The sequence below is a fragment of the Bacillus sp. ISL-75 genome, from assembly GCF_018613095.1.
In genome coordinates this window covers 25,583-47,848 of sequence record NZ_JAGGQX010000013.1, presented here as the reverse complement: position 1 = coordinate 47,848, position 22,266 = coordinate 25,583, and the positions used below count along the sequence as shown (strand labels likewise).

23 protein-coding genes are annotated in these 22,266 nt (G+C 38.6%); 14 read left to right on the top strand and 9 right to left on the bottom strand.

Annotation, left to right across the window (positions count from 1 at the left end; all coding sequences use genetic code 11):
• Nucleotides 1-37: 37 nt before the first annotated feature.
• On the bottom strand, nt 38-1,324 hold the full coding sequence (locus J7E63_RS05790) for a DUF4309 domain-containing protein (protein ID WP_215010634.1): 1,287 nt from the start codon (nt 1,322-1,324) through the stop codon (nt 38-40).
• Nucleotides 1,325-1,467: 143 nt separating this feature from the next.
• Nucleotides 1,468-1,902: a Dps family protein gene (locus tag J7E63_RS05785; RefSeq protein ID WP_215010633.1), complete on the bottom strand. Its 435-nt coding sequence runs from the start codon at nt 1,900-1,902 to the stop codon at nt 1,468-1,470.
• Nucleotides 1,903-2,090: 188 nt separating this feature from the next.
• Between J7E63_RS05785 and speD the strand changes: the two genes are divergently transcribed.
• Entirely contained in the window at nt 2,091-2,900 is an 810-nt protein-coding gene (gene speD, locus J7E63_RS05780) for an adenosylmethionine decarboxylase (protein WP_215010632.1), read from the top strand.
• Nucleotides 2,901-3,351: 451 nt separating this feature from the next.
• On the opposite strand, the gene J7E63_RS05775 is transcribed toward speD, so the two are convergent.
• On the bottom strand, nt 3,352-4,098 hold the full coding sequence (locus J7E63_RS05775) for an AAA family ATPase (RefSeq protein ID WP_215010631.1): 747 nt from the start codon (nt 4,096-4,098) through the stop codon (nt 3,352-3,354).
• A gap of 286 nt (nt 4,099-4,384) precedes the next feature.
• Here J7E63_RS05775 and J7E63_RS05770 point away from each other — a divergent pair, with 286 nt between their 5' ends.
• Together J7E63_RS05770 and J7E63_RS05765 are read left to right on the top strand one after the other, a co-directional pair.
• Nucleotides 4,385-4,810, top strand: a complete 426-nt coding sequence (locus tag J7E63_RS05770; RefSeq protein ID WP_215010630.1) for an SRPBCC family protein — start codon at nt 4,385-4,387, stop codon at nt 4,808-4,810.
• The gene (locus tag J7E63_RS05765) at nt 4,811-5,188 is read left to right on the top strand and encodes an ArsR/SmtB family transcription factor (RefSeq protein ID WP_215010629.1); all 378 of its coding nucleotides are present in this window, start codon (nt 4,811-4,813) and stop codon (nt 5,186-5,188) included. It abuts the gene before it with no gap.
• A gap of 44 nt (nt 5,189-5,232) precedes the next feature.
• Here the strand turns inward: J7E63_RS05765 and J7E63_RS05760 are convergent, their stop codons facing one another.
• Nucleotides 5,233-7,233 carry a YhgE/Pip domain-containing protein gene (locus J7E63_RS05760; protein WP_215010628.1) on the bottom strand — a complete coding sequence of 667 codons (2,001 nt, stop codon included), beginning with the start codon at nt 7,231-7,233 and terminating at the stop codon, nt 5,233-5,235.
• A gap of 128 nt (nt 7,234-7,361) precedes the next feature.
• On the opposite strand from J7E63_RS05760, the gene J7E63_RS05755 reads away from it, so the two are divergent.
• Nucleotides 7,362-8,246: a LysR family transcriptional regulator gene (locus J7E63_RS05755; protein WP_215010627.1), complete on the top strand. Its 885-nt coding sequence runs from the start codon at nt 7,362-7,364 to the stop codon at nt 8,244-8,246.
• A 51-nt stretch (nt 8,247-8,297) separates the two neighbouring features.
• Here the strand turns inward: J7E63_RS05755 and J7E63_RS05750 are convergent, their stop codons facing one another.
• Both J7E63_RS05750 and J7E63_RS05745 read right to left on the bottom strand, forming a co-directional pair.
• Nucleotides 8,298-9,653, bottom strand: coding sequence for an amino acid permease (locus J7E63_RS05750; RefSeq protein WP_215010626.1), 1,356 nt, complete (start codon nt 9,651-9,653; stop codon nt 8,298-8,300).
• A gap of 472 nt (nt 9,654-10,125) precedes the next feature.
• Entirely contained in the window at nt 10,126-10,347 is a 222-nt protein-coding gene (locus J7E63_RS05745) for a DeoR family transcriptional regulator (protein ID WP_066260326.1), read from the bottom strand.
• A 575-nt stretch (nt 10,348-10,922) separates the two neighbouring features.
• On the opposite strand from J7E63_RS05745, the gene dat reads away from it, so the two are divergent.
• Nucleotides 10,923-11,795 (top strand): D-amino-acid transaminase, encoded by an 873-nt coding sequence (gene dat, locus J7E63_RS05740; RefSeq protein WP_215010625.1) that lies wholly within the window; start codon nt 10,923-10,925, stop codon nt 11,793-11,795.
• Nucleotides 11,796-11,835: 40 nt separating this feature from the next.
• On the opposite strand, the gene cysK is transcribed toward dat, so the two are convergent.
• The gene (gene cysK / locus J7E63_RS05735; RefSeq protein ID WP_215010624.1) at nt 11,836-12,765 is read right to left on the bottom strand and encodes a cysteine synthase A; all 930 of its coding nucleotides are present in this window, start codon (nt 12,763-12,765) and stop codon (nt 11,836-11,838) included.
• A 167-nt stretch (nt 12,766-12,932) separates the two neighbouring features.
• Between cysK and thpR the strand changes: the two genes are divergently transcribed.
• From thpR to J7E63_RS05715, 4 genes are all read left to right on the top strand, one after another.
• On the top strand, nt 12,933-13,511 hold the full coding sequence (thpR, locus tag J7E63_RS05730) for an RNA 2',3'-cyclic phosphodiesterase (RefSeq protein WP_215010623.1): 579 nt from the start codon (nt 12,933-12,935) through the stop codon (nt 13,509-13,511).
• Between the two features lie 22 nt (nt 13,512-13,533).
• A complete protein-coding gene (locus tag J7E63_RS05725) occupies nt 13,534-14,517 on the top strand; it encodes a diacylglycerol/lipid kinase family protein (protein WP_215010622.1) in 984 nt (327 codons plus the stop codon).
• The gene (gene pulA, locus J7E63_RS05720; protein ID WP_215010621.1) at nt 14,504-16,636 is read left to right on the top strand and encodes a type I pullulanase; all 2,133 of its coding nucleotides are present in this window, start codon (nt 14,504-14,506) and stop codon (nt 16,634-16,636) included. The genes J7E63_RS05725 and pulA overlap by 14 nt, the downstream gene beginning before the upstream one ends.
• A 219-nt stretch (nt 16,637-16,855) precedes the next feature.
• On the top strand, nt 16,856-17,629 hold the full coding sequence (locus tag J7E63_RS05715; RefSeq protein ID WP_215010620.1) for a phosphotransferase family protein: 774 nt from the start codon (nt 16,856-16,858) through the stop codon (nt 17,627-17,629).
• Here J7E63_RS05715 and J7E63_RS05710 read toward each other — a convergent pair whose 3' ends face one another.
• The gene (locus J7E63_RS05710) at nt 17,630-17,908 is read right to left on the bottom strand and encodes a YtzH-like family protein (RefSeq protein ID WP_098260112.1); all 279 of its coding nucleotides are present in this window, start codon (nt 17,906-17,908) and stop codon (nt 17,630-17,632) included.
• Nucleotides 17,909-18,070: 162 nt separating this feature from the next.
• On the opposite strand from J7E63_RS05710, the gene trmB reads away from it, so the two are divergent.
• On the top strand, nt 18,071-18,712 hold the full coding sequence (gene trmB, locus J7E63_RS05705; protein ID WP_215010619.1) for a tRNA (guanosine(46)-N7)-methyltransferase TrmB: 642 nt from the start codon (nt 18,071-18,073) through the stop codon (nt 18,710-18,712).
• Between the two features lie 98 nt (nt 18,713-18,810).
• A complete protein-coding gene (locus J7E63_RS05700) occupies nt 18,811-19,653 on the top strand; it encodes a YtnP family quorum-quenching lactonase (protein WP_215010618.1) in 843 nt (280 codons plus the stop codon).
• A gap of 40 nt (nt 19,654-19,693) precedes the next feature.
• Here the strand turns inward: J7E63_RS05700 and J7E63_RS05695 are convergent, their stop codons facing one another.
• A complete protein-coding gene (locus J7E63_RS05695; RefSeq protein WP_215010617.1) occupies nt 19,694-20,017 on the bottom strand; it encodes a PepSY domain-containing protein in 324 nt (107 codons plus the stop codon).
• Nucleotides 20,018-20,208: 191 nt separating this feature from the next.
• On the opposite strand from J7E63_RS05695, the gene J7E63_RS05690 reads away from it, so the two are divergent.
• The 3 genes from J7E63_RS05690 (at nt 20,209) to J7E63_RS05680 (ending at nt 22,242) form a co-directional block, all read left to right on the top strand.
• On the top strand, nt 20,209-21,282 hold the full coding sequence (locus J7E63_RS05690; protein WP_168245358.1) for a M42 family metallopeptidase: 1,074 nt from the start codon (nt 20,209-20,211) through the stop codon (nt 21,280-21,282).
• 60 nt (nt 21,283-21,342) lie between these two features.
• Nucleotides 21,343-21,846 (top strand): DUF84 family protein, encoded by a 504-nt coding sequence (locus tag J7E63_RS05685; protein WP_215010616.1) that lies wholly within the window; start codon nt 21,343-21,345, stop codon nt 21,844-21,846.
• A gap of 81 nt (nt 21,847-21,927) precedes the next feature.
• The gene (locus J7E63_RS05680; protein WP_214719066.1) at nt 21,928-22,242 is read left to right on the top strand and encodes a thioredoxin family protein; all 315 of its coding nucleotides are present in this window, start codon (nt 21,928-21,930) and stop codon (nt 22,240-22,242) included.
• The last annotated feature ends 24 nt before the right edge of the window (nt 22,243-22,266 follow it).

Here is a 22,266-nt window from a genome sequence, read left to right as displayed (position 1 = left end):
GTTCAATCAGCGAATCCATATTCTCATATATGGTTGATTATTGATAGGCCTTCACATGTAACAATGTTTCTAAATCGACAATTTCAACCTGCCTCTTTTGCAATTCTTCTATAAGGAGTGGTAAGGCTTTTTTTGTCTCACTCTTATCGGAATCGGAGTGCATTAAGATAATGTCACCGTTTCGAAGATTATCGATCACATTGCGAATGATATTTTTTGAATCCATTTGGGACCAATCCAGGGTATCAATGGACCAGAGGACAATGGAATAGCCCTCTTGTTTTGCAACCTCTGCCACCTGTACATTCGTATCTCCATATGGTGTACGAAGGATAGCCGGCTCCTTGCCAATAACTGATTTAATTGCTTTCCCAGCTTGATCAATTTCGAGTCTAGTAGCGTTTTTGCCTAATTTGGTTAATTCCACATGATTAAAGCTATGGCTTAAGACTAGGTTTCCATTTTTAAAGGCATCCCTTACAACATCAGGATGCTTATTAACCTTACTGCCAATAAAAAAGAAGTTTCCTTTTACATGGTGGTTTGCCAAAATCTCAATGATTGACGGTGTGATTACTTCATCAGGTCCATCATCAAACGTTAGGGCCACCTGTTTTTTATCAGGGCCATTAATATAAACACCCTCTTGGTTTTTAGCAAAGAGGACGATATCTTTCCGCCATTTTTGCATCGAAGCCCAAGCTGATTCTGATAACTGATTGGAGTTTCCTTTTATATCAAGGATGTATTCGTTATTTGATGCTGTGATGGTAGATCTTTTTGGGTTAAAAACAGAAATATGATCAATCACATGACTACTTTTCGGAAAAATCAACTTAAGCTGAATTTCCTGCTTCAATTTATAAACATAAATATTTTCATTAGTATTGTCTCGTATTTCCGTAGGCTGCCCGAATGATCTGATCACCATCTTGTCTGTAATTTCTTTGAGGTCAGCATCATAGGAACGAACGTCGAAAATTTCCCCTGCCTTGTTATAGCCTAAAACGATGTTTCTATGGTCATAGGTGGCATAGGTGCCAGATCCCGCCTGATCAACCTTGTCGGGTTCATCCCATTCAGAGTTAACTTGTTCGATTGTACTATCAAGCGCATTAAATGGACAATCCATCACCATTCCTTTTTCAGCCCAATCCTTAATATTATCAAGCTTTTTAAAATAGGATTGGTTTATTTCCTTAGGCTGTAGGCCATTTTGCTTTGGATGTACATTATTACTTGGATGCAGCTGTTCCGAATCACAAGCAGTTAATAGTGTAGACAAAGAGAAAATGACCGTCAAGATAGGTGTTAACAACTTCATTAGGCGTTTCACTTCCCATAATTTATTTGGTCTATACTTGATTTAATAATAGCAAAGACCTTCAATTTTGGAAAAATTAAACTCAATCGCATGAAAAAAAGGACAAGGAATCAGCTTGTCCTAGATTTAACGTTTATTTTCAATTAAGCCTGTAGGAAAGATTGTAACATCCAGTTATGTTTATTGAGTTTACCGATTAGGCCTAAAAACATATCACTGGTTACCTCGTCATTGTTTTGTTCAGCAACTTCCATCCCAGCTTTTAATTCATCAATGATTAAGGAAAAGTCATGGACGATTGTCTGAACCATTTCTTCAGCAGTTAATGTTTCACTGGTTTCTTCAATGGTTGCAAGTTGAAGATATTCTTTAAGGGTAGAAATGGGACTGCCGCCAATGGTTAATAATTGCTCAGCAAACTCATCCATTGTCGCTGCTGCTTCCTCATATAATTCTTCGAATTTGGCATGTAAGGTAAAGAAGTGAGGACCTTTCACATACCAGTGAAAACGATGTAATTTAGTATATAGTATATTCCAGTTTGCAATTTGTTGGTTGATTACTTGTTCAACGGTCATTTTAGCATTCCTCCTAATTTCTTATCTGAACTAATTATATCATATACTATTTAAAAGTAAATATTAAATGATAATAATTATAATTAGGAAAGGGGAACTTTTTTAAAAAATTAGTAACTAGGTAGATCTCTGGGTATCTTAATAATATTTACTTGCAAAGGATACCTTAATTTTAAGGGGGAACTGTTATGAGACTTACACACGAGCAGGCTATTGAGTTACACGGCTTTAATAACTTGACGAAATCGTTAAGCTTTAATATGTATGATATTTGTTTTACAAAAACGAGGGAAGAACGTGAAGCCTATCTGAAGTATATAGATGAACAATACAGTGCAGACAGGCTGCAAAAAATTTTAACCCATGTATCAGATATAATCGGTGCCCATGTGTTAAATGTGGCGAGTCAGGACTTTGAACCAGCCGGGGCGAGCGTGACTCTATTGGTATCAGAGGGTCCTCTAGCCAATGCACCGTCTGAATCCTTTGAGGAATCGCCGGGACCGCTGCCGGAATCGGTGGTGATGCAATTAGATAAGAGTCATATCACGGTTCATACATATCCGGAATTCCACCCTGATGAAGGAATAAGCACATTTCGGGCAGATATTGATGTTTCGACATGCGGGGAAATTTCACCCCTTAAGGCCCTTCATTATTTAATCCGATCATTTGAAACAGATGTGATGACAATTGATTATCGGGTCCGCGGCTTTACTAGGGATAAGATAGGGCATAAACTCTTTATTGATCATGAAATAAATTCGATTCAGAATTACATCCCTGAAGATGTCGGCGAATTATTCGATATGATTGACGTTAATGTCTATCAGGAACATATTTTTCACACAAAATGTAAGCTGCGTGAATTCGATTTAAATAACTATTTGTTTGGATATACAAAAGATAAGCTTTCACCTGATGAACATATTGAGATTACGGAGCGATTAAAGATTGAGATGGATGAAATCTTTTATGGGAAAAATATTATCCAATAGTAATGGAGCCGAAGGAAAAGCCATTAATTAAGGATATACGTTACTGGAACAGAGTCATATTTATGAATAGGGTCACGTAGGAGGTGTCTACGTGACCGAAACAGGGGTCAAACCAAGATTAGGGTAACGTAGAAGGTGTCTACGTTACCGAAACAGAGGTAAAACCAAGGATAGGGTAACGTAGAAGGTGTCTACGTGACCGAAACAGGGGTCTAACCAAGAATAGGGTAACGTAGAAGGTGTCTACGTGACCGAAACAGGGGTCTAACTGAGGATAGGGTAACGTAGGAGGTGTCTACGTGACCGAAACAGGGGTCTAACTGAGGATGGGGTAACGTAGAAGGTGTCTACGTGACCGAAACAGGGGTCAAACCAAGGATAGGGTAACGTAGAAGGTGTCTACGTGCCTGGAACGAATGGTGATTGAGAAACCAGCCTTTCAAAGTCAATTTTAATCATCTAACAGATGATGCAGCATTCTATTTTTATCATCAAAAAATTGTTTCATAATCCGATAATGATTCGTTTCCTCAAGTGTGTTTTCAATAATTCCTTCTTCTGTAAATTCAAAGATTTTTGCCTTAGGATAAGCCATGATGATGGGCGAATGGGTAGCAATAATAAATTGGGAGTTCTCTTTCACCAAATCATGAATCCTTGTCAGCATTGACATCTGCCGCAGTGGGGAGAGGGCTGCTTCTGGTTCATCTAAAATGTATATCCCATTACCGCCAAACCGATGAAGAAACGTGGCAAAGAAGGCCTCACCATGCGACTGTTCATGCAGGGAAACACCTCCGAATGATTCAATGACCCTTCTCCCGCCGACTCCTTTATCCAGCTCCTCAATATTAGAAGCAACATTATAAAAACTTTCAGCGCGCAGAAAAAATCCATCCTTAGGTTTTTCGATACCCTTTATTACTTTGAGATAGTCTGCAAGAGGAGAATGTGAATCATAGGTTGAAAAATTAAAATTAAAGGACCCTCCCTCTGGATTAAAACCAACTGCTACAGCAATCGCTTCAAGCAGGGTGGATTTACCCATGCCGTTTTCTCCAATCAGGAAAGTAACATTCGGATGAAAAGCTAGTTCGTCTAAGCCTCGCAAACTGGGCAGGTTAAAGGGATATTTATTAAAAGAAGGAATTTCATCTCTTTTCAGAATAATTCTTCGTAAATATTGAGTATTTATCATATTTATTACCCCGATTTTTATTTTAATAAGGAAAGTTAGCAGATTGATTAATATTAAAAGTAGCATATTTTAACTGCTTATCCTATATATTGATTTGTAATAATTATGGAATGAAAGTATATTGAATGAAAATTACGGTGACTTTACTTAATGTGAAGTCACCGTTTTTCTTTTTAAAAAAGAAATGCTTGACGTGCAACCAAATGGTGTTATATAGTCTTGATATGAAACCAAATGGTTTCGTAATGAAGTAATAATCGCAGCATAATTCGAGGAGGCAATTAAAATGGGAAATGAGTCACAGGCAACATTAGATGATATAAAGTATACAGTCGTTTACAATGCTCCAATTGCTAAAGTATGGGATGCAGTAGCTACAGCAGAAGGTCTGGGTGCGTGGTTCATGCCTAATGACCTTCAACCAGTTGAAGGTCATGAATTTCACTTAAATGCAGCGCAATTTGGCATGTCGCCATGTAAGGTAACACATGTCGATCCACCTAAAAAACTTTCATTTAATTGGGGAAAAGATTGGACACTAACATTTGAATTAAAAGAACTGGATGATAAAACAGAGTTAACTCTTATCCATGGTGGCTGGGACGCTAACAAAGTTACAGAATTCGGTGCTCCGCATACTCCGATCCGCGATAACATGAATCAGGGCTGGGCAGGTCTTGTGAAAAAATTGCAAGCATATGTTGAGGCCTAAATGGCGGCTTCATCGGCAAAGCATGATGTTTTTCAAGCCATCGCTGATCCAACAAGGCGAAAGCTGTTAAAACTTCTTAGTAAGGAAGAGATGCCTGTCACGGCGATAAGTGAACACTTTCCGATAAGCCGAACCGCTGTGTCCAAGCATTTACGTGTATTAGCTGATGCTGGGCTGGTTAAGGAACGAAAAGCGGGCAGGGAAACAAGGTACAAGCTTGAGCCGGAGCCCTTGTATGAATTAAAAGATTGGCTCCAATATTTTGAGTTATTTTGGGAAAATAAGCTGTCAGCGCTTAGGCTTTTTGTTGAGTCAGATGTGAAGGAAATCAAACATCTCCATCCGGCAATTGACAAGCCAGAAGACAAAAAAGATTAAAAAAGTGATACCCATGTAAATATTGGGTATCACTTTTTTAGTTTTTAATGAGAGGTCTCCACGGCAGTCTTGGAATGTTGCAGATGACTTGTCACCCATCCAATACCCCCCGCTATTACTAGGTAGAAAAGTAAGATTAGTATTTGCTGTTGTAGTTGGGCCCAATCCCCTAGGGAGATAACATCTTGGAAGCTCCGTAATGAATGGGCCATTGGTAAAACATTACCGATCTTGCTTAGGATAGGATTACTCAATTCACCCGGGAATGTTCCACCACATGTAGCTAATTGTAAAACCAATAGTGTGACAGCCATAAATTTCCCTGCAACACCAAACAATGTCACTAACATCAGGATGACCGTCATGAAGGTTAAGGAGACAATGACACTGGATACAATAAACAAGGGAACACTTACCACATGTACTTTGAATCCGAAAAGGACTACCAAATCGACAAATAACACTTGTATTAATGCGATTGAGTACTTAAGTCCGAGTTTATTAATAAAATGCTCTGTTCCATTAACCTTAAGATCTTGTCTGCGTCCTAATGGAAGGATGTTAGCTGCCATTATTCCACCTACATAAAATGCTAAAGATAGAAAATAGGGGGTAATTCCAGTCCCATAATTCGGAACCTCGGATAAATCCGATTCTACTAATTTGACTGGTTCTGAGAACATCGAGGTCAATTGGTTATTATTATGGATACTAGACGTTTGCATAGCAGCATCATTTAATTTTGTGGCTAACTCGTCTGAACCAACGCTCAATTGATCCAAACCATCTACTAACTGATTGGTGCCGTTATCTAATTTACTTCCACCGTTTGCTAAATCAACTATTCCATTATTTAAAGAGGAAAAACCAATTGTCCATTGGGAAAATCCATTGGACAATTGTACGGTTCCCTCAGATAATTTGTTTGCCCCGGTGGCAGCATCATCCATTTTATCGCCAAGCTTTGTCATACCATCTTGGACTTTTGTTTGTCCTTGAACTAATTTGTTTGCCCCTTGAGCAAGTTGGACTTGACCACTACTCAATGAATCAGCTGCTTTTGATAGGCCGGATGACATGGCAGCAATTTGTTGGAAGGTAGGATCATTTTTCATATCAGGGTGATTTTGTAAAAATAGTTCTACTGCTTTCGATAATTCATCTGTCGTGTTTTTCACCCCTGCTTGACCTTGAGATAACCTTTCACTATTCAAAGCCAAAGATTGCATGCCTTCCGTTAATTGTTCCATCCCAACTTCTACACTTGCATGACCTTCAGAAAGCTTTTCCATGCCATTAGAAAGTGATAGTGAGCCCTCTTTTAAACCGTCAAGCCCCTGAGCTAATTTTTGTTGACCGTTTGAAAGTTGCTGACTCCCATTCTCAAGCTTTTCTGCTCCATTATTTAAACGGTGGACACCATCTGAAAGCTCGATCATTCCATTTTTGGCATCAACAGTCCCTTGATTAATTTTCGAAGCACCATCGCCAGCAGTACGTAACCCGCTTGCTAACTCAACAAACTTTGAAAATACACCGTCAGCGTAGGATTTCGTAATACCTGCTGCGATCTTTGTTTTCATTTTTTCCGTTGCAGTAGTACTAATTTGAGAGGCAACAAAGTTTTTACCTGGATTAATTTTATAATTTAGTTTTGCCTGCTCTGGATGTTCATCCATTAATGTACTGACCTTTTGTGAAAAATCTTTTGGAATCGTAAGAACCATATAATATTTCCCATCTTTCAAACCTTGGTTTGCGGTCTTTTCAGAGAGAAAATGGAACTTTAAATCCTTGTTTTCTTTTAAATTTTTGACAAAGTCCTGACCTGCCTCAATGGACTTGTTATCCATCGTGGAGCCTTTATCTAAATTCACAACAGCGACAGGAAGCTGATCCAACCGTCCATATGGATTCCAGTAACCTGCGAGAAAAAAGCCGGAATAAATTAATGGAACCACCAATAGAAATACTAACGCAATCCTTCCATGTTTATGGTGCCACATCATTTTTAAGTCTCTAAATATTAAGTTTATCCCCTTCATAATTACCCCTTTGTATTTGATTTTTTAACATAACCACTATGATAAATACTTTTTAGTATATTGTATAATATATAATTAGTTATTAATTGATAGCTTTAAATCTATTAAATAGTCGAAGGGGTAATTCCATGGAACTTTTACAACTAAAATATTTTCAAACGGTTGCCAGGCTTGAGCACATGACCAAGGCGGCAGAAGAACTTCAAATTGCCCAACCCTCTTTAAGTAAAACCATAGCCCGCTTGGAACAAGATTTGGGAGTTCCATTATTTGATCGGAGAAATAGACAGCTCGGGCTTAACGTCTACGGAAAACTGTTTTTAGAACGTGTAAACCGGATATTTTTAGAATTAAACGAGGGGAAACGAGAGATTCTGGAAAGAGCTTCACAGGGCCAAACTCAGATTACCTTGGCAGTTAGTATACCAAGAGTCCTTCCTGAGTTATTAAGTTCATTTTTGAAGTATTTTCCTGATGTTAAATTTCAACAAGTCTTAGAGTCAACTTCATCAATGAAAAGCCGGCTTGAAAAGGCCGAGATTGACTTTTGCCTTTCCTCCGTTCCTATTGAAGGGACTGATATTATATGGGAACCTCTAATTACGGAAGAGATTTACTTAGTTGTCCCCCCGGAACACCGGTTGGCCAAGAAAGAGAAGGTATTTCTCTATGAAGTAAAGGACGAGCCTTTTATTAGTATGAATACAGGATTTGGATTCAGAAATCTAACAGATGAATTTTGTCGTGAGGCTGGATTTGTACCAAACATTGCTTTTGAAGGAGATGAACCTGGGGTGATAGGGGATTTGGTTAGACAAGGATTAGGGATAGCTTTTATCCCCGAAATTTCTTGGATTCGTAATTCTAATCCCTTTCCAAACAAATTACGAATTGTTGAACCAAAATGCCAAAGGACTATAGGGTTGGGTTGGTCAAAGAGACGTTATTTATCTAATTCAGCACAGCAATTTCGTCAGTATGTGATCGAGTATTTTTCGAAGATTTCTTTTTGAAGAAACCAAAAAGGCCAGCAAGTGAATTGATGGCCTTTTCTGTATTATTTTTTAAGCGATGATTTCATTCGTACCATTTCGTCTAACAATAAAAGAGAGAATGATTAGAAAGCCAATCGTTACCAAGCTAACGGTTGTACCAATTAGATTATTTGGATTAAACACAAATCCAATAAAGATAATACTTAAAGATACAATGGCGAAGATGGTCGTATATGGAAACCATTTTACGTTAAATGCCGGTTGACTTTTGTAAAGTGGTCTTAGTTTTAACTGTGCAGCACAAATACTAATCCATAGGAGCATGACTGTAAACCCTGGAATGGTCATGAGATAGCCGATTACCTGACTAGGTGTTAGATAGGCTAGGTAAACACCTGCTAGTATACATATACTTGTTAGCATTATTCCTGTTAATGGAATTCCCTTTGCAGAGAGTTTTGCTAACCCCCTAGGCCCAACGCCACTTTGTGCCATAGAAAACAGCGTTCTGGATGTCGCATAAATACCTGAATTTGCAGCGGACAGTACGGCTGTCAGCAGGACAAAATTCATAATATGTGCTGCTCCGGGCAACCCTGTTGTACTGAAGACCTGAACGAAGGGACTATCTGCACCCGTAACCTTGTCCCAAGGCATGAGTCCACAAATGATTAGTATTGGTAATATATAAAAAATAATAACACGCCAAACTGCCCCTTTAATAATCTTTGGCAATACTCGTTCAGCATCCTTTGTCTCGGTAACAGCGATCCCAATTAACTCTGCACCACCATACGAAAACATGACCACTAAAAAGGCGCTGAAAGTTCCACCCATTCCATGCGGGAAAAATCCGCCGTGTGCTGTGTAGTTAGCGAGCGGATCCTGGATCGAGCTTGGAATAATTCCTAATAGGAGTGAAAAGCCTAAAATGATAAACGCTATCAGCGCTATGATTTTAATTCCAGCAAACCAAAATTCAAGTTCCCCATAATTTTTTACTTGAGTTAAATTAATTCCTACGATTATAACTGCGCAAAGGAAACTTAACACCCATAATGGTATTGTAGGAAACCAAAATTGTAGGAAACTTCCCGCTGCTAATAATTCAACAACCGTAACAAGAATCCAGTTGATCCAGTAAAGCCATCCCACGATATACGAAACTTGGAATCCAAATGCTTTGTTTACTAAATGCTGTACATTTAAATTTGGAAAAGCAAGCGCCATTTCCCCTAAGGCAGCCATTATGATAAATAGTAAAAGGCCGCCAATTAAATAGGCAATTACAACACTCGGTCCTGCAATCGCCAAGGTGTCTGAACTCCCTTTAAAAATCCCCGTACCAATCATACCAGCTAAGGCTATAAACTGGACATGCCTCGGTAATAATCCTTTTTGTAAGTTCTGATGATTATTTTTCATGTTATTCCTACCCACTTATCTTTTTTGCTTAGACGCTTTTAAGCGCTAAAGTATTTTTTGATATTAATATACTACCATACTATTAAAAACTGTCAATTAGTGTTGAAGATTTTAGATCAACCCATATTACTGTTTCTTCACAAGTATAGTGGCTCAGCTCCCTCCCAGCGTGTTCTTGCTATGGGGTTAAAATATTATCCATAAGAATTTTTTTTGGTTGAAGGAAACATTGTTTGAAATGGCGAATATAATTAATTAAGGCAGGAGATGATTAATATGTTCGTAACCCCTCGATTGCAACGGAGGATTTTCATTTATTCCTATGTTTTTAGAAAACTAGGGATCCTTAGTGAACAGGAATATCAAAAAATCACGAACCAAGTACATGAGCACCATTGATTTTAGACAAACAAAAAGCACGCGAGATGGGCTCGCGTGCTTTTTTATGAAATTATGCTAATTTATTTTTTTATTAAGAAGACATTTTTACTCTCTTTTGTGTTGTCGTCCATTTTCCACGGCTTGGGCTAATTACCAAGTCATTATAGGCTAAGACATTTAAATCACGTTGTATGGTGCGAGGAGTGATACCAAATTCCTCTACAAGTTCTTGCGTAGAAACAGTGCCGTTATTGCGGATAAACATGTAGATACATTTGATGCGGTTTAACATCCGGTTAGTTGAAGGTTTCAAAGAACCACTCCCTATCCTTTTTTCAAACCCATGGCAATACCCTGCTACCGACAGCCTATTTGAAGATTCCTCTTCAAGAATATGTAGTTTTCTTTTCCGCGCAGACATCTCCTTTTCGTGGATGATTACTGTGGATACTTAGATGTCTTACATCTAACCTTATTGTAACCACAAAATCAGATAATTTCCACCAATATACTTAAATTTACAAAATAAACATCTAAAATTTACAAAAATTGTTCGGATTTTCGCCCTCCCTTACCATACTCTTACTATAGGTTATGGGCGATAATCTATGGATTATGACTAATTATTTGAATTTTTAGTTAAATTGGTTGATTTATTTTTTGCATAATAAAAAAACAACGTTTATTAAAGCAAAATTGATAAAATATTTACAATAATGATATTGTTATGGTGGAAGTGAATTCATCAACGATAGGGGGATTTACATCTGACGAAGATTGATTGGATGAGTGAAGTTGAAAAAAGAAAACAGTCCCTGATTACGGACACAAAGGATTTATTTTGAATTGGCCATGAATGAATAAAAAATAAAAAGGGGATATAGGAGAATGAAATTTGCAATCTTGAATGGGGAAATTATTGAGCGTTCAGAAGCAAAGGTTGATGTGGAAGATCGCGGTTATCAATTTGGTGATGGTGTATACGAAGTTATCCGTGTCTACAACGGAAAAATGTTCACAGGAAGAGAACATATGAATCGTTTTGTGAAAAGCTTGGATAGTATTGGGATTGTACTCCCGTATACTATGGAGCATTTAACGAAATTGCTAGAAGAACTTGTTGCAAAAAATAATCTTCAGTTAGGGACCATTTATATGCAAATTTCGAGAGGAGTCGCACCCCGTAATCATGCGTTTCCGGCGGAAAATGTAACTCCCAGCCTTGTAGCTTATACAAAGGAAGCGCTCAGACCTTTGGAAAGTTTGAAGAATGGAGTAAAAACAATCGTAACAGAAGATATTCGCTGGCTGCGTTGTGACATAAAAAGTTTGAATTTGCTAGGCAATCTATTAGCAAAACAAAAAGCGGCTGTTGAAGGTTGCTTTGAGGCGATCCAACATCGCAGCGGCAATGTTACGGAAGGAAGTTCGTCGAATATCTTTATAGTCAAAAATGGTGTTGTGTTCACGCATCCGTCGGATAACTTAATTTTAAAAGGGATTACAAAGGATGTAATATTGCAGATTTGTACTAGTAATAATATTGTGGTGGAGGAACGAACATTTACACTTGATGAATTGGCCAATGCTGATGAAGTGTTCCTATCAAGTACTACTTCAGAGGTGATGCCGATTATTGAAGTGGATGGGAAGAGAGTTGCGGATGGTTTACCAGGCACTGTTACACGAAGGCTGCAAGAAGCATTTGAGCAAGAAATTGAAAAACAATGCGGAGCACTTAAAGATAAAACCCTAAATTAGAAAAAAGACGTGAACACAGGAGTGTCCACGTCCTTTTTTATTAAAATTGAAATAGATCACTGGATAAATATCGTTCCCCAGTATCACAAGCAATACAAACGACCACATCATCTGGAGTTAAACGTTTGGCAACTTCTAATGCGGCGAAGCAAGCACCACCAGAGGAAGGTCCAACTAGAATTCCTTCTTCGACAGCCAACCGACGCGAGATATCATAGGCATCTTCATCATTGATTTGATGAATTTCATCATAGACATCTTGATTAAGAATAACTGGGATAAAACCTGGGCTTGTCCCAACCAGCTTGTGTTTACCTGGTTTACCGCCTGATAAAACAGGCGATCCTTTCGGTTCAACAACATGGACGGATAAATTTTCATAATGCTCTTTTAATGTTTCCCCTGTGCCAGTGATGGTTCCCCCAGTTCCAGCTGTTGCGACAAAAGCTGCCAGCGGTTTACCAATTTCCTTCATCGCTTTGATAATTTCAACAGCTGTAGTGAATCGGTGCGCATCTGAATTTGCGTGATTTTCAAATTGCATGGGGACAAAACTATTTGGAATCTCACTTGCTAATTCAAGTGCTTTTTGGATGGCTCCTGGCATTTTTTCAGCCCCGGGTGTAAGGACAACCTCAGCCCCGTATGCCCTTAGGATGCTGATTCGTTCTTGTGTCATCGTATCGGGCATCACGATAATCGATTTATAGCCGCGAGCAGCAGCATTCATGGCAAGGCCAATCCCTGTATTTCCACTGGTCGGTTCAATAATCGTTGAACCTGCTGTTAATTTCCCAGCCTTTTCTGCTTCGATAATCATATTAAAAGCTGCCCGGTCTTTAACGCTCTTGCTGGGATTAAAGTACTCCAGTTTTAAATAAACCGAGGCCCCGTCCTTTGGTGCTAATCGATTTAGTTTCACTAATGGTGTATCTCCGATTAATTCAGCGATATTGTTGACTACTTTCATAGGGACCTTCCTTTCAATACCTTGAAGTAAGTTCTTAAATTATAGTTTCCTATCTAATAATAAATAAATTTATGCTCTATGTAAAAAATATCGGGTAATTGTCTGTTTGCTAATAGATACATTTAGGACAAAATAGACTAAAATTAACTAAAGAAAGGAAGATAATCATGGAACATCGATCTCATTTTTTCTTTGCCGTAAGAATACCAGAACAAACAAAATTAACGATGCAAGAACATATGGAAAAAATAAAGGAACGAATCCCATTTAGCCGCTGGGTTCATTATCAAGATTTGCATATAACCCTAGCATTTCTAGGCAGTGCTCCACCTGATAAACTTGCACTTGCAGAAAAGAATGTTAAGGATGCCCTTAAAGATGAGAAAGCAATCACCCTGAGAATCAACAAACTTGGATTTTTCGGAAGCGCTGATTCTCCTCGTGTTTTTTGGGCCGATACAGAGGAAAGCAAGTATTTACAAACCATCAGAAAAAAGGTGTTTTCTGCTTGTGAGAATGCAGGGTTTCAACTTGAAACCAGACCCTTTCGACCTCATATAACACTTGCTAGAAAGTGGAGCGGAGTCCATCCTTTCCAAAAGGAAATGCTTGATTTATGGGAAGAACTTCAGCCAAACCCTCTCTCATTTGAAGCAAGTGAAGTAGTATTATATCGGACAAACCTTAACAAAACACCCAAGTATGAAGCCCTAAAAATATATCCTTTAAATCACACAAAAACATAAAATTAAAATAAAGGTTGGTAATATGAAACAAATTTACTTTATTATTAATCCAAAAGCTGGAAATGGCCACTGCTTTAAGATTTGGGAACGGGTGGAACAGCAACTCAAAGTTGAACAGATGTCCTACCTCGCATTCTTTACCGAATATCCAGGACATGCCAATATCCTTGCCAGCCAAATTGCGTTAAAGAACCCTGAGCAAAAGATGATCATCGCTGTTGGCGGAGATGGAACGATGCATGAAGTGGTAAATGGAGCAGTGAAGGATAATAATATTACACTGGGATTTATCCCTGGTGGGTCTGGAAATGATTTTTCCAGAGGATTTCAAATTCCTGTCGACCCCGTGGAAGCATTAGAAGTGATTCTCCGCCTCGCGAAACATAAGGGTCTGCCTGTTGATATTGGGGAAATTACCATGGATGATTCGAATCAGCACTATTTTATTAACAATATGGGTGCGGGGTTTGATGCAATTATTTCTTATGAAGTTAATCACTCCCGGATGAAGGCTTTACTTAATAAACTTTCGTTGGGCAGGTTGGTTTATGTTTATTTTCTAATAAAAAAATTATTTACTTATAAAACCTCAACAATTGATTTATCAATTGTCGGAGAAAAGCATATATTTGAACAAACATGGTTTGTAACGGTTTCCAATCAACCATATTATGGCGGTGGAATGAAAATTGCCCCTGTGGCCGAGCCTGATGATGGACTTTTTGATATAACCGTTGTTCAACGATTATCAAGGTGGAAGCTGTTACTCGTTTTTATCAGTGTGTTTTGGGGGAAGCACATCCATTTTAAAGTAGTGAAAACTTATACAGGAAAGGATGTTTCTATCCAATCTCCTTCAGCCCTTTTTGTTCACGCAGATGGGGAGCATATTGGATTTACTCCTTTGAATATACATCTTCAAGCAAGAGCTTTGGAAGTGTTGTCGAGAATAAAACGTCCGGAAGAAGTGGAGTTGAAAGAGAGGGACTCGAATGATTGCTACTGACCGAAATTTCTTTGCTTATCTAGATGAGATGAAGATCATTACGATTCTTCTTCCACTTTCCTATCATCACGGTTTGTCATCCGTTTTCTTGATTTCTAGTGATTTTCAAGAGCATCCCTTGAAAATCATCGAGAAGAGACAAATTGATAATAATATGAAATATATTTGTGAATTTTCAAAAGATTATTCCTTTGAAAAACAATATGTGATTATTGATGAACATGGCGGGAAAACAGACCTGCATATTGGTGCAGTGATTCGAACGGACGCCTTTGACGAGAAATTCTATTATGATGGTAATGACCTTGGTGTTACCTTTCGTGCTGGCCAAACCTGTTTTAAGCTATGGGCCCCCACCGCCACCCAAGTTAAATTAAAGTTGCGTCCTGCTAATAGCAGTTTTTCAGAAATTGTAAAAATGAAACGAGAGGATCGCGGCATATGGTCTGTTACTGTCAACCGTGAATTAGAATTCTATCAATATAGTTTCCTCATCCTAGTTAATCAAGAATGGCGAGAGGCTACAGATCCTTATGCTAAGGCTGTGTCGGTCAATGGCGAGCTTGGAGTGATTGTGAGGCTTGAGAAAATACATAGGCCGCGTCCAAACTTACCCGCTATTGAAAATGCCGTAGATGCAATCATTTATGAAACACATATCAGAGACTTAACGATTCACCCTAAAAGTGGTGTAAAGAATAAAGGACTTTATCTAGGTGCGGGCGAGCTAAATACAAAAGGGATCGACGATGAACCTACAGGATTATCTTATATTAAAGACCTTGGTATTACCCATATAGAATTCCTTCCCTTCCATGATTTTGCTGGTGTCGATGAACTGCAACCAAATAATGAATATAATTGGGGATATAATCCTCTCCATTTCAATGCTCCCGAAGGAAGCTATTCAACGAATCCTGCCGATCCCTATTCAAGAATCATCGAGTTAAAACAGTTAATTGATCAAGTTCATAGTCTTGGACTTCGAGTGATTATGGATGTGGTTTATAATCATGTTTACATCCGTGAGAATTCCTCCTTTGAAAAGGTGGTTCCGGGTTATTATTTCCGTCATAACGAAATTGGACTCCCTTCCAATGGTACAGGGGTTGGGAATGACATTGCATCAGAGCGAAAAATGGTCAGAAAATATATTGTTGATTCGATTCGTTATTGGCTGGAGGAATATCATATCGATGGTTTTCGCTTTGATTTGATGGGGATATTGGATGTAGAGACTATGAACGAAGTAAAGAAAGTGTGCGACAGCCTGTCAAAAGGAACAATCATCATCGGTGAAGGCTGGAATCTCAATACACCTCTTCCAGTTGAGCAGAAAGCAACAATAGCAAATCAGGCAAAAATGCCACAAATAGCTCAATTCAATGATAAATATCGTGATTGTATAAAAGGTAGTTCATTTAACTTGTTTGATAAAGGCTTTGCCTTAGGAAATGAGCACTATGTTGAGGCCGCTAATGAGGTTATAATGGGCAGTATCGGTTTTACGAAACAGGGGTTGGCTCTTTTTAATGAACCTTTTCAATCTGTGAACTATGTGGAGTGCCATGATAATCATACAATGTGGGATAAACTTATTGCGTGTCTCCCTGATGTAGAGGATTCTTTACGAATAAAATATCATCGTCTCGCAACGAGTATTGTCTTATTATCACAAGGAATTCCATTTCTCCACAGCGGCCAAGAGTTTTTTCGAACAAAAAAGGGTGATGGAAATAGTTATCGTTCTCCTGATTCAATCAATCAACTTGATTGGGATAGAAAGATAATATATAAAGAAAACGTAAAATATATTAAAGGACTTATTCAAATCCGAAAATCTCTTTCTTCTTTCCGAATGAGAACTTCTGCTGAAATCCGTGCAAATATACGACAATTACCATTAGCTGCACCGGTGTTGGGGTATTTGTTTAATAGGGAAGATGATGTAATCTTATTAATTAACCCTTCGTCAAAGAAGCAAGCGATTTCGATACCAGAAGGGGACTGGGCTGTTTTAGCTGACCATGAACAAGCTGAAATTTCCTCTAAAAAGATTTTGCATGGCGGCGAAGTTTTGATGGAGCCAGTTTCCATAAATGTTTTGCTAAAAAAATAGTTTCTTCAGATTTACTTGACGAAAAAAGGTAATCCGAGATAAAATTTATTAAGATGGCTATTGTGTGCAATGGTTTCAATAGCTTTTTTTTATTTCTAAAAAATAAAAAGCTGTTAATGAAACTGTGGTAATATAGGACCTTCCGGCAGCGCAGGTTTTACCTCTTAGAAATAAGGGGAATGAGCCCATTAGAACGGCATAAATTGAAGGTGAGCAATTTTGGATCATATACTAGGACAAGAATGGGAAATTACCCCTGCTGGAGGCAAAACAGGTGAAGCCTTTTATGCGAAATATAAAGACCAAAGGCTTTTTTTAAAGCGGAATTCTTCTCCGTTCCTTGCTGTACTCTCAGCAGAAGGCATCGTCCCAAAGCTTGTTTGGACAAAACGGTTGGAAAGTGGAGACGTCATAACTGCACAGCAGTGGCTTCCCGGCAGAGAGTTAAAGCCGTCTGAAATGAACCAAGAACTTGTGGCGAGACTGCTTAAGAAAATTCATTGCTCCGAGCCAATGCTAGGAATGTTAAGTCGATTAGAGAGCTCTCCAATGCATCCTGAACCGTTATTGCAAAGAGTTGCAAACGAGTTAGATGAAGAGGTACTCCTAATGCCTGAATCGCAAAAAGCAATGAACTTTTTAAAAAAAGAAGCTTTAAATGTTTATTGCGATGAAAAGGTGGTTTGTCATGGTGATGTCAACCATAACAACTGGCTGCTTGCAGAAGACAACCAGTTGTACTTGATTGATTGGGACGGGGCAATGATTGCCGACCCCGCCATTGACCTAGGGCTGCTCCTTTATTGGTATATTCCAGAAGAAAATTGGCAGGATTGGCTTAAGCTTTACGGAAAAAAGCTGACAGACAACCTAAAACTGCGCATGAAATGGTATGTGACCATTCAAACTCTTTCTTCTATCCAATGGTATAAAAATAAAAATCGCTTGGAAGAAATGAACACATGGATAAAGTTCTTAGATGGAATTCTCTAGTTAAGAAAACTGACCAATATCGCTAACCCAATTGGATAAATTTTCTTGGTTTGATAAGATGTGTTGATCTAAATCTGATGTGCCAACCCCATGTTGGCTGTACTGATATACTTCCTGTAAGATATTTTTAACATTTTGATCAACCTGTGTATTAACCATTAGGGATTTCACTAAGCGTTCCAGTTGTTCACATTCTGAAACGGACCCGCAGCAATCTGTTTGATGATTGTTTAATATATCTTTTAATAATGTAACTTGGTCACCATGACTTAATGGCATGAATGTACACCCTCTCAAGTGTTATTTAAAAAAAGAACTCACACTGTTAGGTTGTGAATTCTTTTTTTGTTTATGCATCATCTTATTTCCATATAGTTAAACTTGTAAGCACAAATGGTGCATGATATGTAGTAAACAATATTATTTTTAGGAGTGTCATAAATGAGAGTCAGACATAAACCTTGGGCAAAGGAAAAAATAGAGCAGCATCCCCAATATATAGTTGCCAATCCAGAACAATATAAAGGAAAATGGCATGAAGTATTTGAAAACGATCATCCACTTCATATTGAAGTGGGCACAGGAAAGGGTCAATTTATTACGGAAATGGCGAAAGCAAATCCGGGGATTAATTATATTGGGATTGAAATATACGACAGTGTCATCATTACAGCATTGGACCGCTTAATTGAAGCCGATTTACCGAACCTCAGGCTTCTTAACGTAGATGCAAATGATTTAGCAAAATACTTTACAAAGAATGATGTGGACCAGGTCTATTTAAACTTTTCTGACCCATGGCCAAAATATCGTCATAGAAAAAGAAGATTAACATATAATGATTTCTTGAAGCTTTATGAGGATATTATGGTTGATGGTGGAGAAATCCATTTCAAAACCGACAACCAAGGGTTATTTGAAAATTCTTTAATGAGCTTTTCGGAGTACGGTTTATTATTAAAGTACATTAGTCTAGATCTTCATAAAAGTGATTATGAAGGTAACATCATGACAGAGTATGAAGAGAAATTTTCAGAAAAAGGAAGTCGCATTTATCGTTGTGAAGTAAAGTATCAAAACTAAATTTTAGGGACAGTTCAATTTTGAACTGTCCTTTTTCGTTTCTCTAAATAGTTAGTCAATGTTAATATATAGAAAAAGGCACAAAGGGGGATGGAAAGTTGGAAACATTAAAAATAGGCGGCGTATCATTGACGTGGTTATCTGGAGGGGTAACCAATTTAGACGGTGGTGCCATGTTTGGGGTTGTTCCAAAAGGGTTATGGTCCAAGAAATATCCACCCAATGAGAAAAATCAAATTGAATTGCCAACAGATCCCATGTTACTTCAAATGGATGGAAAGAATTTCTTAGTAGAAACCGGTATTGGAAAAGGAAAGTTAACGGAAAAGCAATTAAGAAATTTTGGAGTCACCAAAGAATCGGAGCTTGATGAATCATTAATAAAATTAGGGTTAAAAGCAGAGGAGATCGATTACATCCTGATGACCCATTTGCACTTTGACCATGCAGGCGGCCTAACCAAGTTTGAAAATGAACAATGTGTTTCCGCATTTCCCAATGCACAAATTATTACCTCACAAGTAGAATGGGACGAAATGCGTAACCCCAATATTCGTTCGAAAAATACATACTGGAAAGAAAACTGGGAAGCCATCGAATCACAGGTGGTTCCTTTCAAGGAAAACTGGAATTTAGGGGCGATTACAATGGTCCATACGGGCGGCCATAGTGATGGACATTCTATCCTTGTCGTAGAGGACCAGGGAGAAATGTTAATTCATATGGCAGATCTGATGGCAACACATGCCCACCAACCGGTATTATGGGTAATGGCCTATGATGATTACCCTATGACCTCAATAGCTGCAAAGGAAAAATGGCTGCCATACGGCTTTAAAAAAAATGCATGGTTCAGCTTTTATCATGATGCCTATTACCGGGCAGTGAAGTGGGACGCTGACGGAAAGCAAATAGTGGAGAGCATAAAAAGGGAAAGATAAAGAAAAATAGCCGTATCCTTTTAAGGAACGGCTATTTTGACTAAGAAACACTAGATAAATTACGCACGTCCAAAAGTGTTCCCGTTCGGGCATCTGCAATGAATTCAAATTGTTCGTTTGTGCCATTGTTGTTTTTAGAAATACCACCTTTGTAAACACGATAATTAATCTGTTGCTTTTCATACGGCTCTGCTTCCATATGTATCCATGACCCGCTAATCGGCCCATTCTGATTAAATTGTTTTTTGACTTGTTCTAATACTTTTTCAGGTGAAACAGGGGTCTTACAGTTAACCATTTCTTTAGCAGCAAATCCACCGATAATACCAACTGCTGCACCGAGGAAAAACGACTTCCAATTCATAACAGGACCTCCAAAAAAATAAATTTGGAAAAGATTACTATCAAGAATTCTCTTCTTTAGTATATCGTATTTGCCATGAGGAACATAATATGACAAATATTAAATTCAATTGTTGGAAAGAGAAATCGAAGTTCTGTAATATAAAAATATCTACATAAACTACCAAAGAAATCCAAAGGAGCCTCAAAAAAATGAATGAACAAACCTTAAAGCTTTTTCAAACGTTAACAGAGCTTCCAGGTGCCTCTGGAAATGAACACTTAGTAAGAAAATTCATGAGAGAACAACTGTCACAATACTCAGATGAAATTGTTCAAGACAATCTTGGCAGCATCTTTGGTGTGAAAAGAGGTTCGGAGACTGGTCCAACCGTAATGGTAGCCGGTCATATGGATGAAGTGGGCTTCATGGTGACTTCTATAACGGATAATGGAATGCTTCGTTTTCAGCCGCTTGGCGGATGGTGGAGTCAGGTTATTCTTGCCCAGCGGGTTCAAGTAATGACAAATAATGGTCCGGTGATTGGTGTAGTTGGTTCTATTCCACCACATCTATTGGACGATGCAAAACGCAACAAACCAATGGAAATTAAAAATATGCTGATCGATATCGGCGCAGATGACCGTGAAGATGCAAAACGAATTGGGATTAAGCCAGGTCAGGCGATTTTGCCTATTTGTCCATTTACTCCAATGGCTAATCCGAAAAAAATATTAGCTAAAGCATGGGATAATCGCTACGGCTGTGGTTTAGCGATTGAATTGCTTCAAGAACTTAAAGACGAAACCTTGCCAAATACTCTCTATTCAGGTGCAACGGTGCAAGAAGAAGTAGGCTTACGTGGTGCCCAAACTGCCGCCAATATGATTAAACCTGACCTCTTTTTTGCACTGGATGCAAGTCCTGCCAACGATATGACAGGAGATAAACAGGAGTTTGGCCAATTAGGCAAAGGGGCCTTGCTCAGGATCCTTGACCGGTCTATGGTCACCCATCGCGGGATGAGAGAGTTTGTACTAGATACAGCGGAAACACATAATATCCGTTACCAATATTTTGTTTCACAGGGTGGAACAGATGCCGGTCGTGTCCATCAATCAAATGAGGGCGTTCCAAGTGCTGTCGTTGGTATTTGTTCTCGGTATATTCATACGCATGCCTCCATTGTTCATGTTGATGATTATGCAGCGGCTAAAGAGTTAATTGTTAAACTAGTCAAGGCTTGTGACCAAACAACGGTTGATTCCATTAAAGCCAACAGCTAATTTTAATGGGGGGCATTTTACACTATGCCTCCTTTTACTATGTCTAAAGGAGTTACTAGAATGAAAATTATCATTGGATCAAAGAACCCAGCTAAAATTAGTGCAGTAAAAAACAGTTTTTCTCATGAAGATGAGTTTGTTTCCTTAGATATCTCATCGGGTGTCAGCGAGCAGCCTTTTTCCGACGAAGAAACGATAAGAGGAGCCATTAATCGAGCGGAAACTGCCTTAAAGCAGGGAAATGGCGATATTGGGATTGGACTTGAGGGAGGCGTCCAGGAAACGAGTTACGGTTTGCTTATTTGTAACTGGGGGGCTCTTGTATCAATTGGGAGGGAGCCGATTATTGCAGGTGGAGCAAGACTCCCTCTGCCTGAAGAAATAGCCATTCGATTAAGGGCAGGTGAAGAACTCGGACCGGTTATGGAAGATTATGCGAAAAAGGAAAATGTAAGGAAACAAGAAGGTGCAGTCGGGATTTTTACAAATGGAATGGTGAATCGTTCTGAAATGTTTACTCATGTTATGAACCTTTTAGTGGGACAATATCAAAGGAGCAAATAATTGGACTGAAATGCTGCAGGACTGATATGATTTGTGAAGATGTTACGAAAAAGGTCATATATTCAAATGGAGGCGTTGAATTTGAAGAATTTAGAATCAGTTGAGCAATTTGAACAGCTGCGCGATCATGGGAAAACGATCTTCATGTTTTCTGCAGGATGGTGCCCCGATTGTCGCGTGATCGAGCCGGTTCTACCGGAAGTAGAGTCCAAATTTAATGAGTATACATTCATTCATGTAGACCGTGATCAGTTTATTGATATATGTCAGCAATTAGACGTCTTTGGGATCCCGAGCTTTATTGCCTTTGAAAATGGGAAAGAGCTGGGTCGATTCGTAAGTAAGGACCGAAAAACGCAAGAAGAAATTGAAGGTTTTATTTCGGGTTTGAAATAAAAAAGTCCGAAACCCTCCATCACC

What these genes read in the sequence shown, in the direction of transcription:
- J7E63_RS05765 (WP_215010629.1), top strand. Translation starts at nt 4,811, where the DNA reads ATGGCGGCTTCATCGGCAAAGCATGATGTTTTTCAAGCCATCGCTGAT.
- trmB (WP_215010619.1), top strand. Translation starts at nt 18,071, where the DNA reads ATGAGAGTCAGACATAAACCTTGGGCAAAGGAAAAAATAGAGCAGCAT.
- pulA (WP_215010621.1), top strand. Translation starts at nt 14,504, where the DNA reads ATGATTGCTACTGACCGAAATTTCTTTGCTTATCTAGATGAGATGAAG.
- J7E63_RS05760 (WP_215010628.1), bottom strand. Translation starts at nt 7,233, where the DNA reads ATGAAGGGGATAAACTTAATATTTAGAGACTTAAAAATGATGTGGCAC.
- J7E63_RS05725 (WP_215010622.1), top strand. Translation starts at nt 13,534, where the DNA reads ATGAAACAAATTTACTTTATTATTAATCCAAAAGCTGGAAATGGCCAC.
- J7E63_RS05770 (WP_215010630.1), top strand. Translation starts at nt 4,385, where the DNA reads ATGGGAAATGAGTCACAGGCAACATTAGATGATATAAAGTATACAGTC.
- J7E63_RS05685 (WP_215010616.1), top strand. Translation starts at nt 21,343, where the DNA reads ATGAAAATTATCATTGGATCAAAGAACCCAGCTAAAATTAGTGCAGTA.
- J7E63_RS05775 (WP_215010631.1), bottom strand. Translation starts at nt 4,098, where the DNA reads ATGATAAATACTCAATATTTACGAAGAATTATTCTGAAAAGAGATGAA.
- dat (WP_215010625.1), top strand. Translation starts at nt 10,923, where the DNA reads ATGAAATTTGCAATCTTGAATGGGGAAATTATTGAGCGTTCAGAAGCA.
- J7E63_RS05690 (WP_168245358.1), top strand. Translation starts at nt 20,209, where the DNA reads ATGAATGAACAAACCTTAAAGCTTTTTCAAACGTTAACAGAGCTTCCA.
- J7E63_RS05710 (WP_098260112.1), bottom strand. Translation starts at nt 17,908, where the DNA reads ATGCCATTAAGTCATGGTGACCAAGTTACATTATTAAAAGATATATTA.
- J7E63_RS05755 (WP_215010627.1), top strand. Translation starts at nt 7,362, where the DNA reads ATGGAACTTTTACAACTAAAATATTTTCAAACGGTTGCCAGGCTTGAG.
- cysK (WP_215010624.1), bottom strand. Translation starts at nt 12,765, where the DNA reads ATGAAAGTAGTCAACAATATCGCTGAATTAATCGGAGATACACCATTA.
- J7E63_RS05750 (WP_215010626.1), bottom strand. Translation starts at nt 9,653, where the DNA reads ATGAAAAATAATCATCAGAACTTACAAAAAGGATTATTACCGAGGCAT.
- J7E63_RS05790 (WP_215010634.1), bottom strand. Translation starts at nt 1,324, where the DNA reads ATGAAGTTGTTAACACCTATCTTGACGGTCATTTTCTCTTTGTCTACA.
- J7E63_RS05785 (WP_215010633.1), bottom strand. Translation starts at nt 1,902, where the DNA reads ATGACCGTTGAACAAGTAATCAACCAACAAATTGCAAACTGGAATATA.
- J7E63_RS05695 (WP_215010617.1), bottom strand. Translation starts at nt 20,017, where the DNA reads ATGAATTGGAAGTCGTTTTTCCTCGGTGCAGCAGTTGGTATTATCGGT.
- thpR (WP_215010623.1), top strand. Translation starts at nt 12,933, where the DNA reads ATGGAACATCGATCTCATTTTTTCTTTGCCGTAAGAATACCAGAACAA.
- speD (WP_215010632.1), top strand. Translation starts at nt 2,091, where the DNA reads ATGAGACTTACACACGAGCAGGCTATTGAGTTACACGGCTTTAATAAC.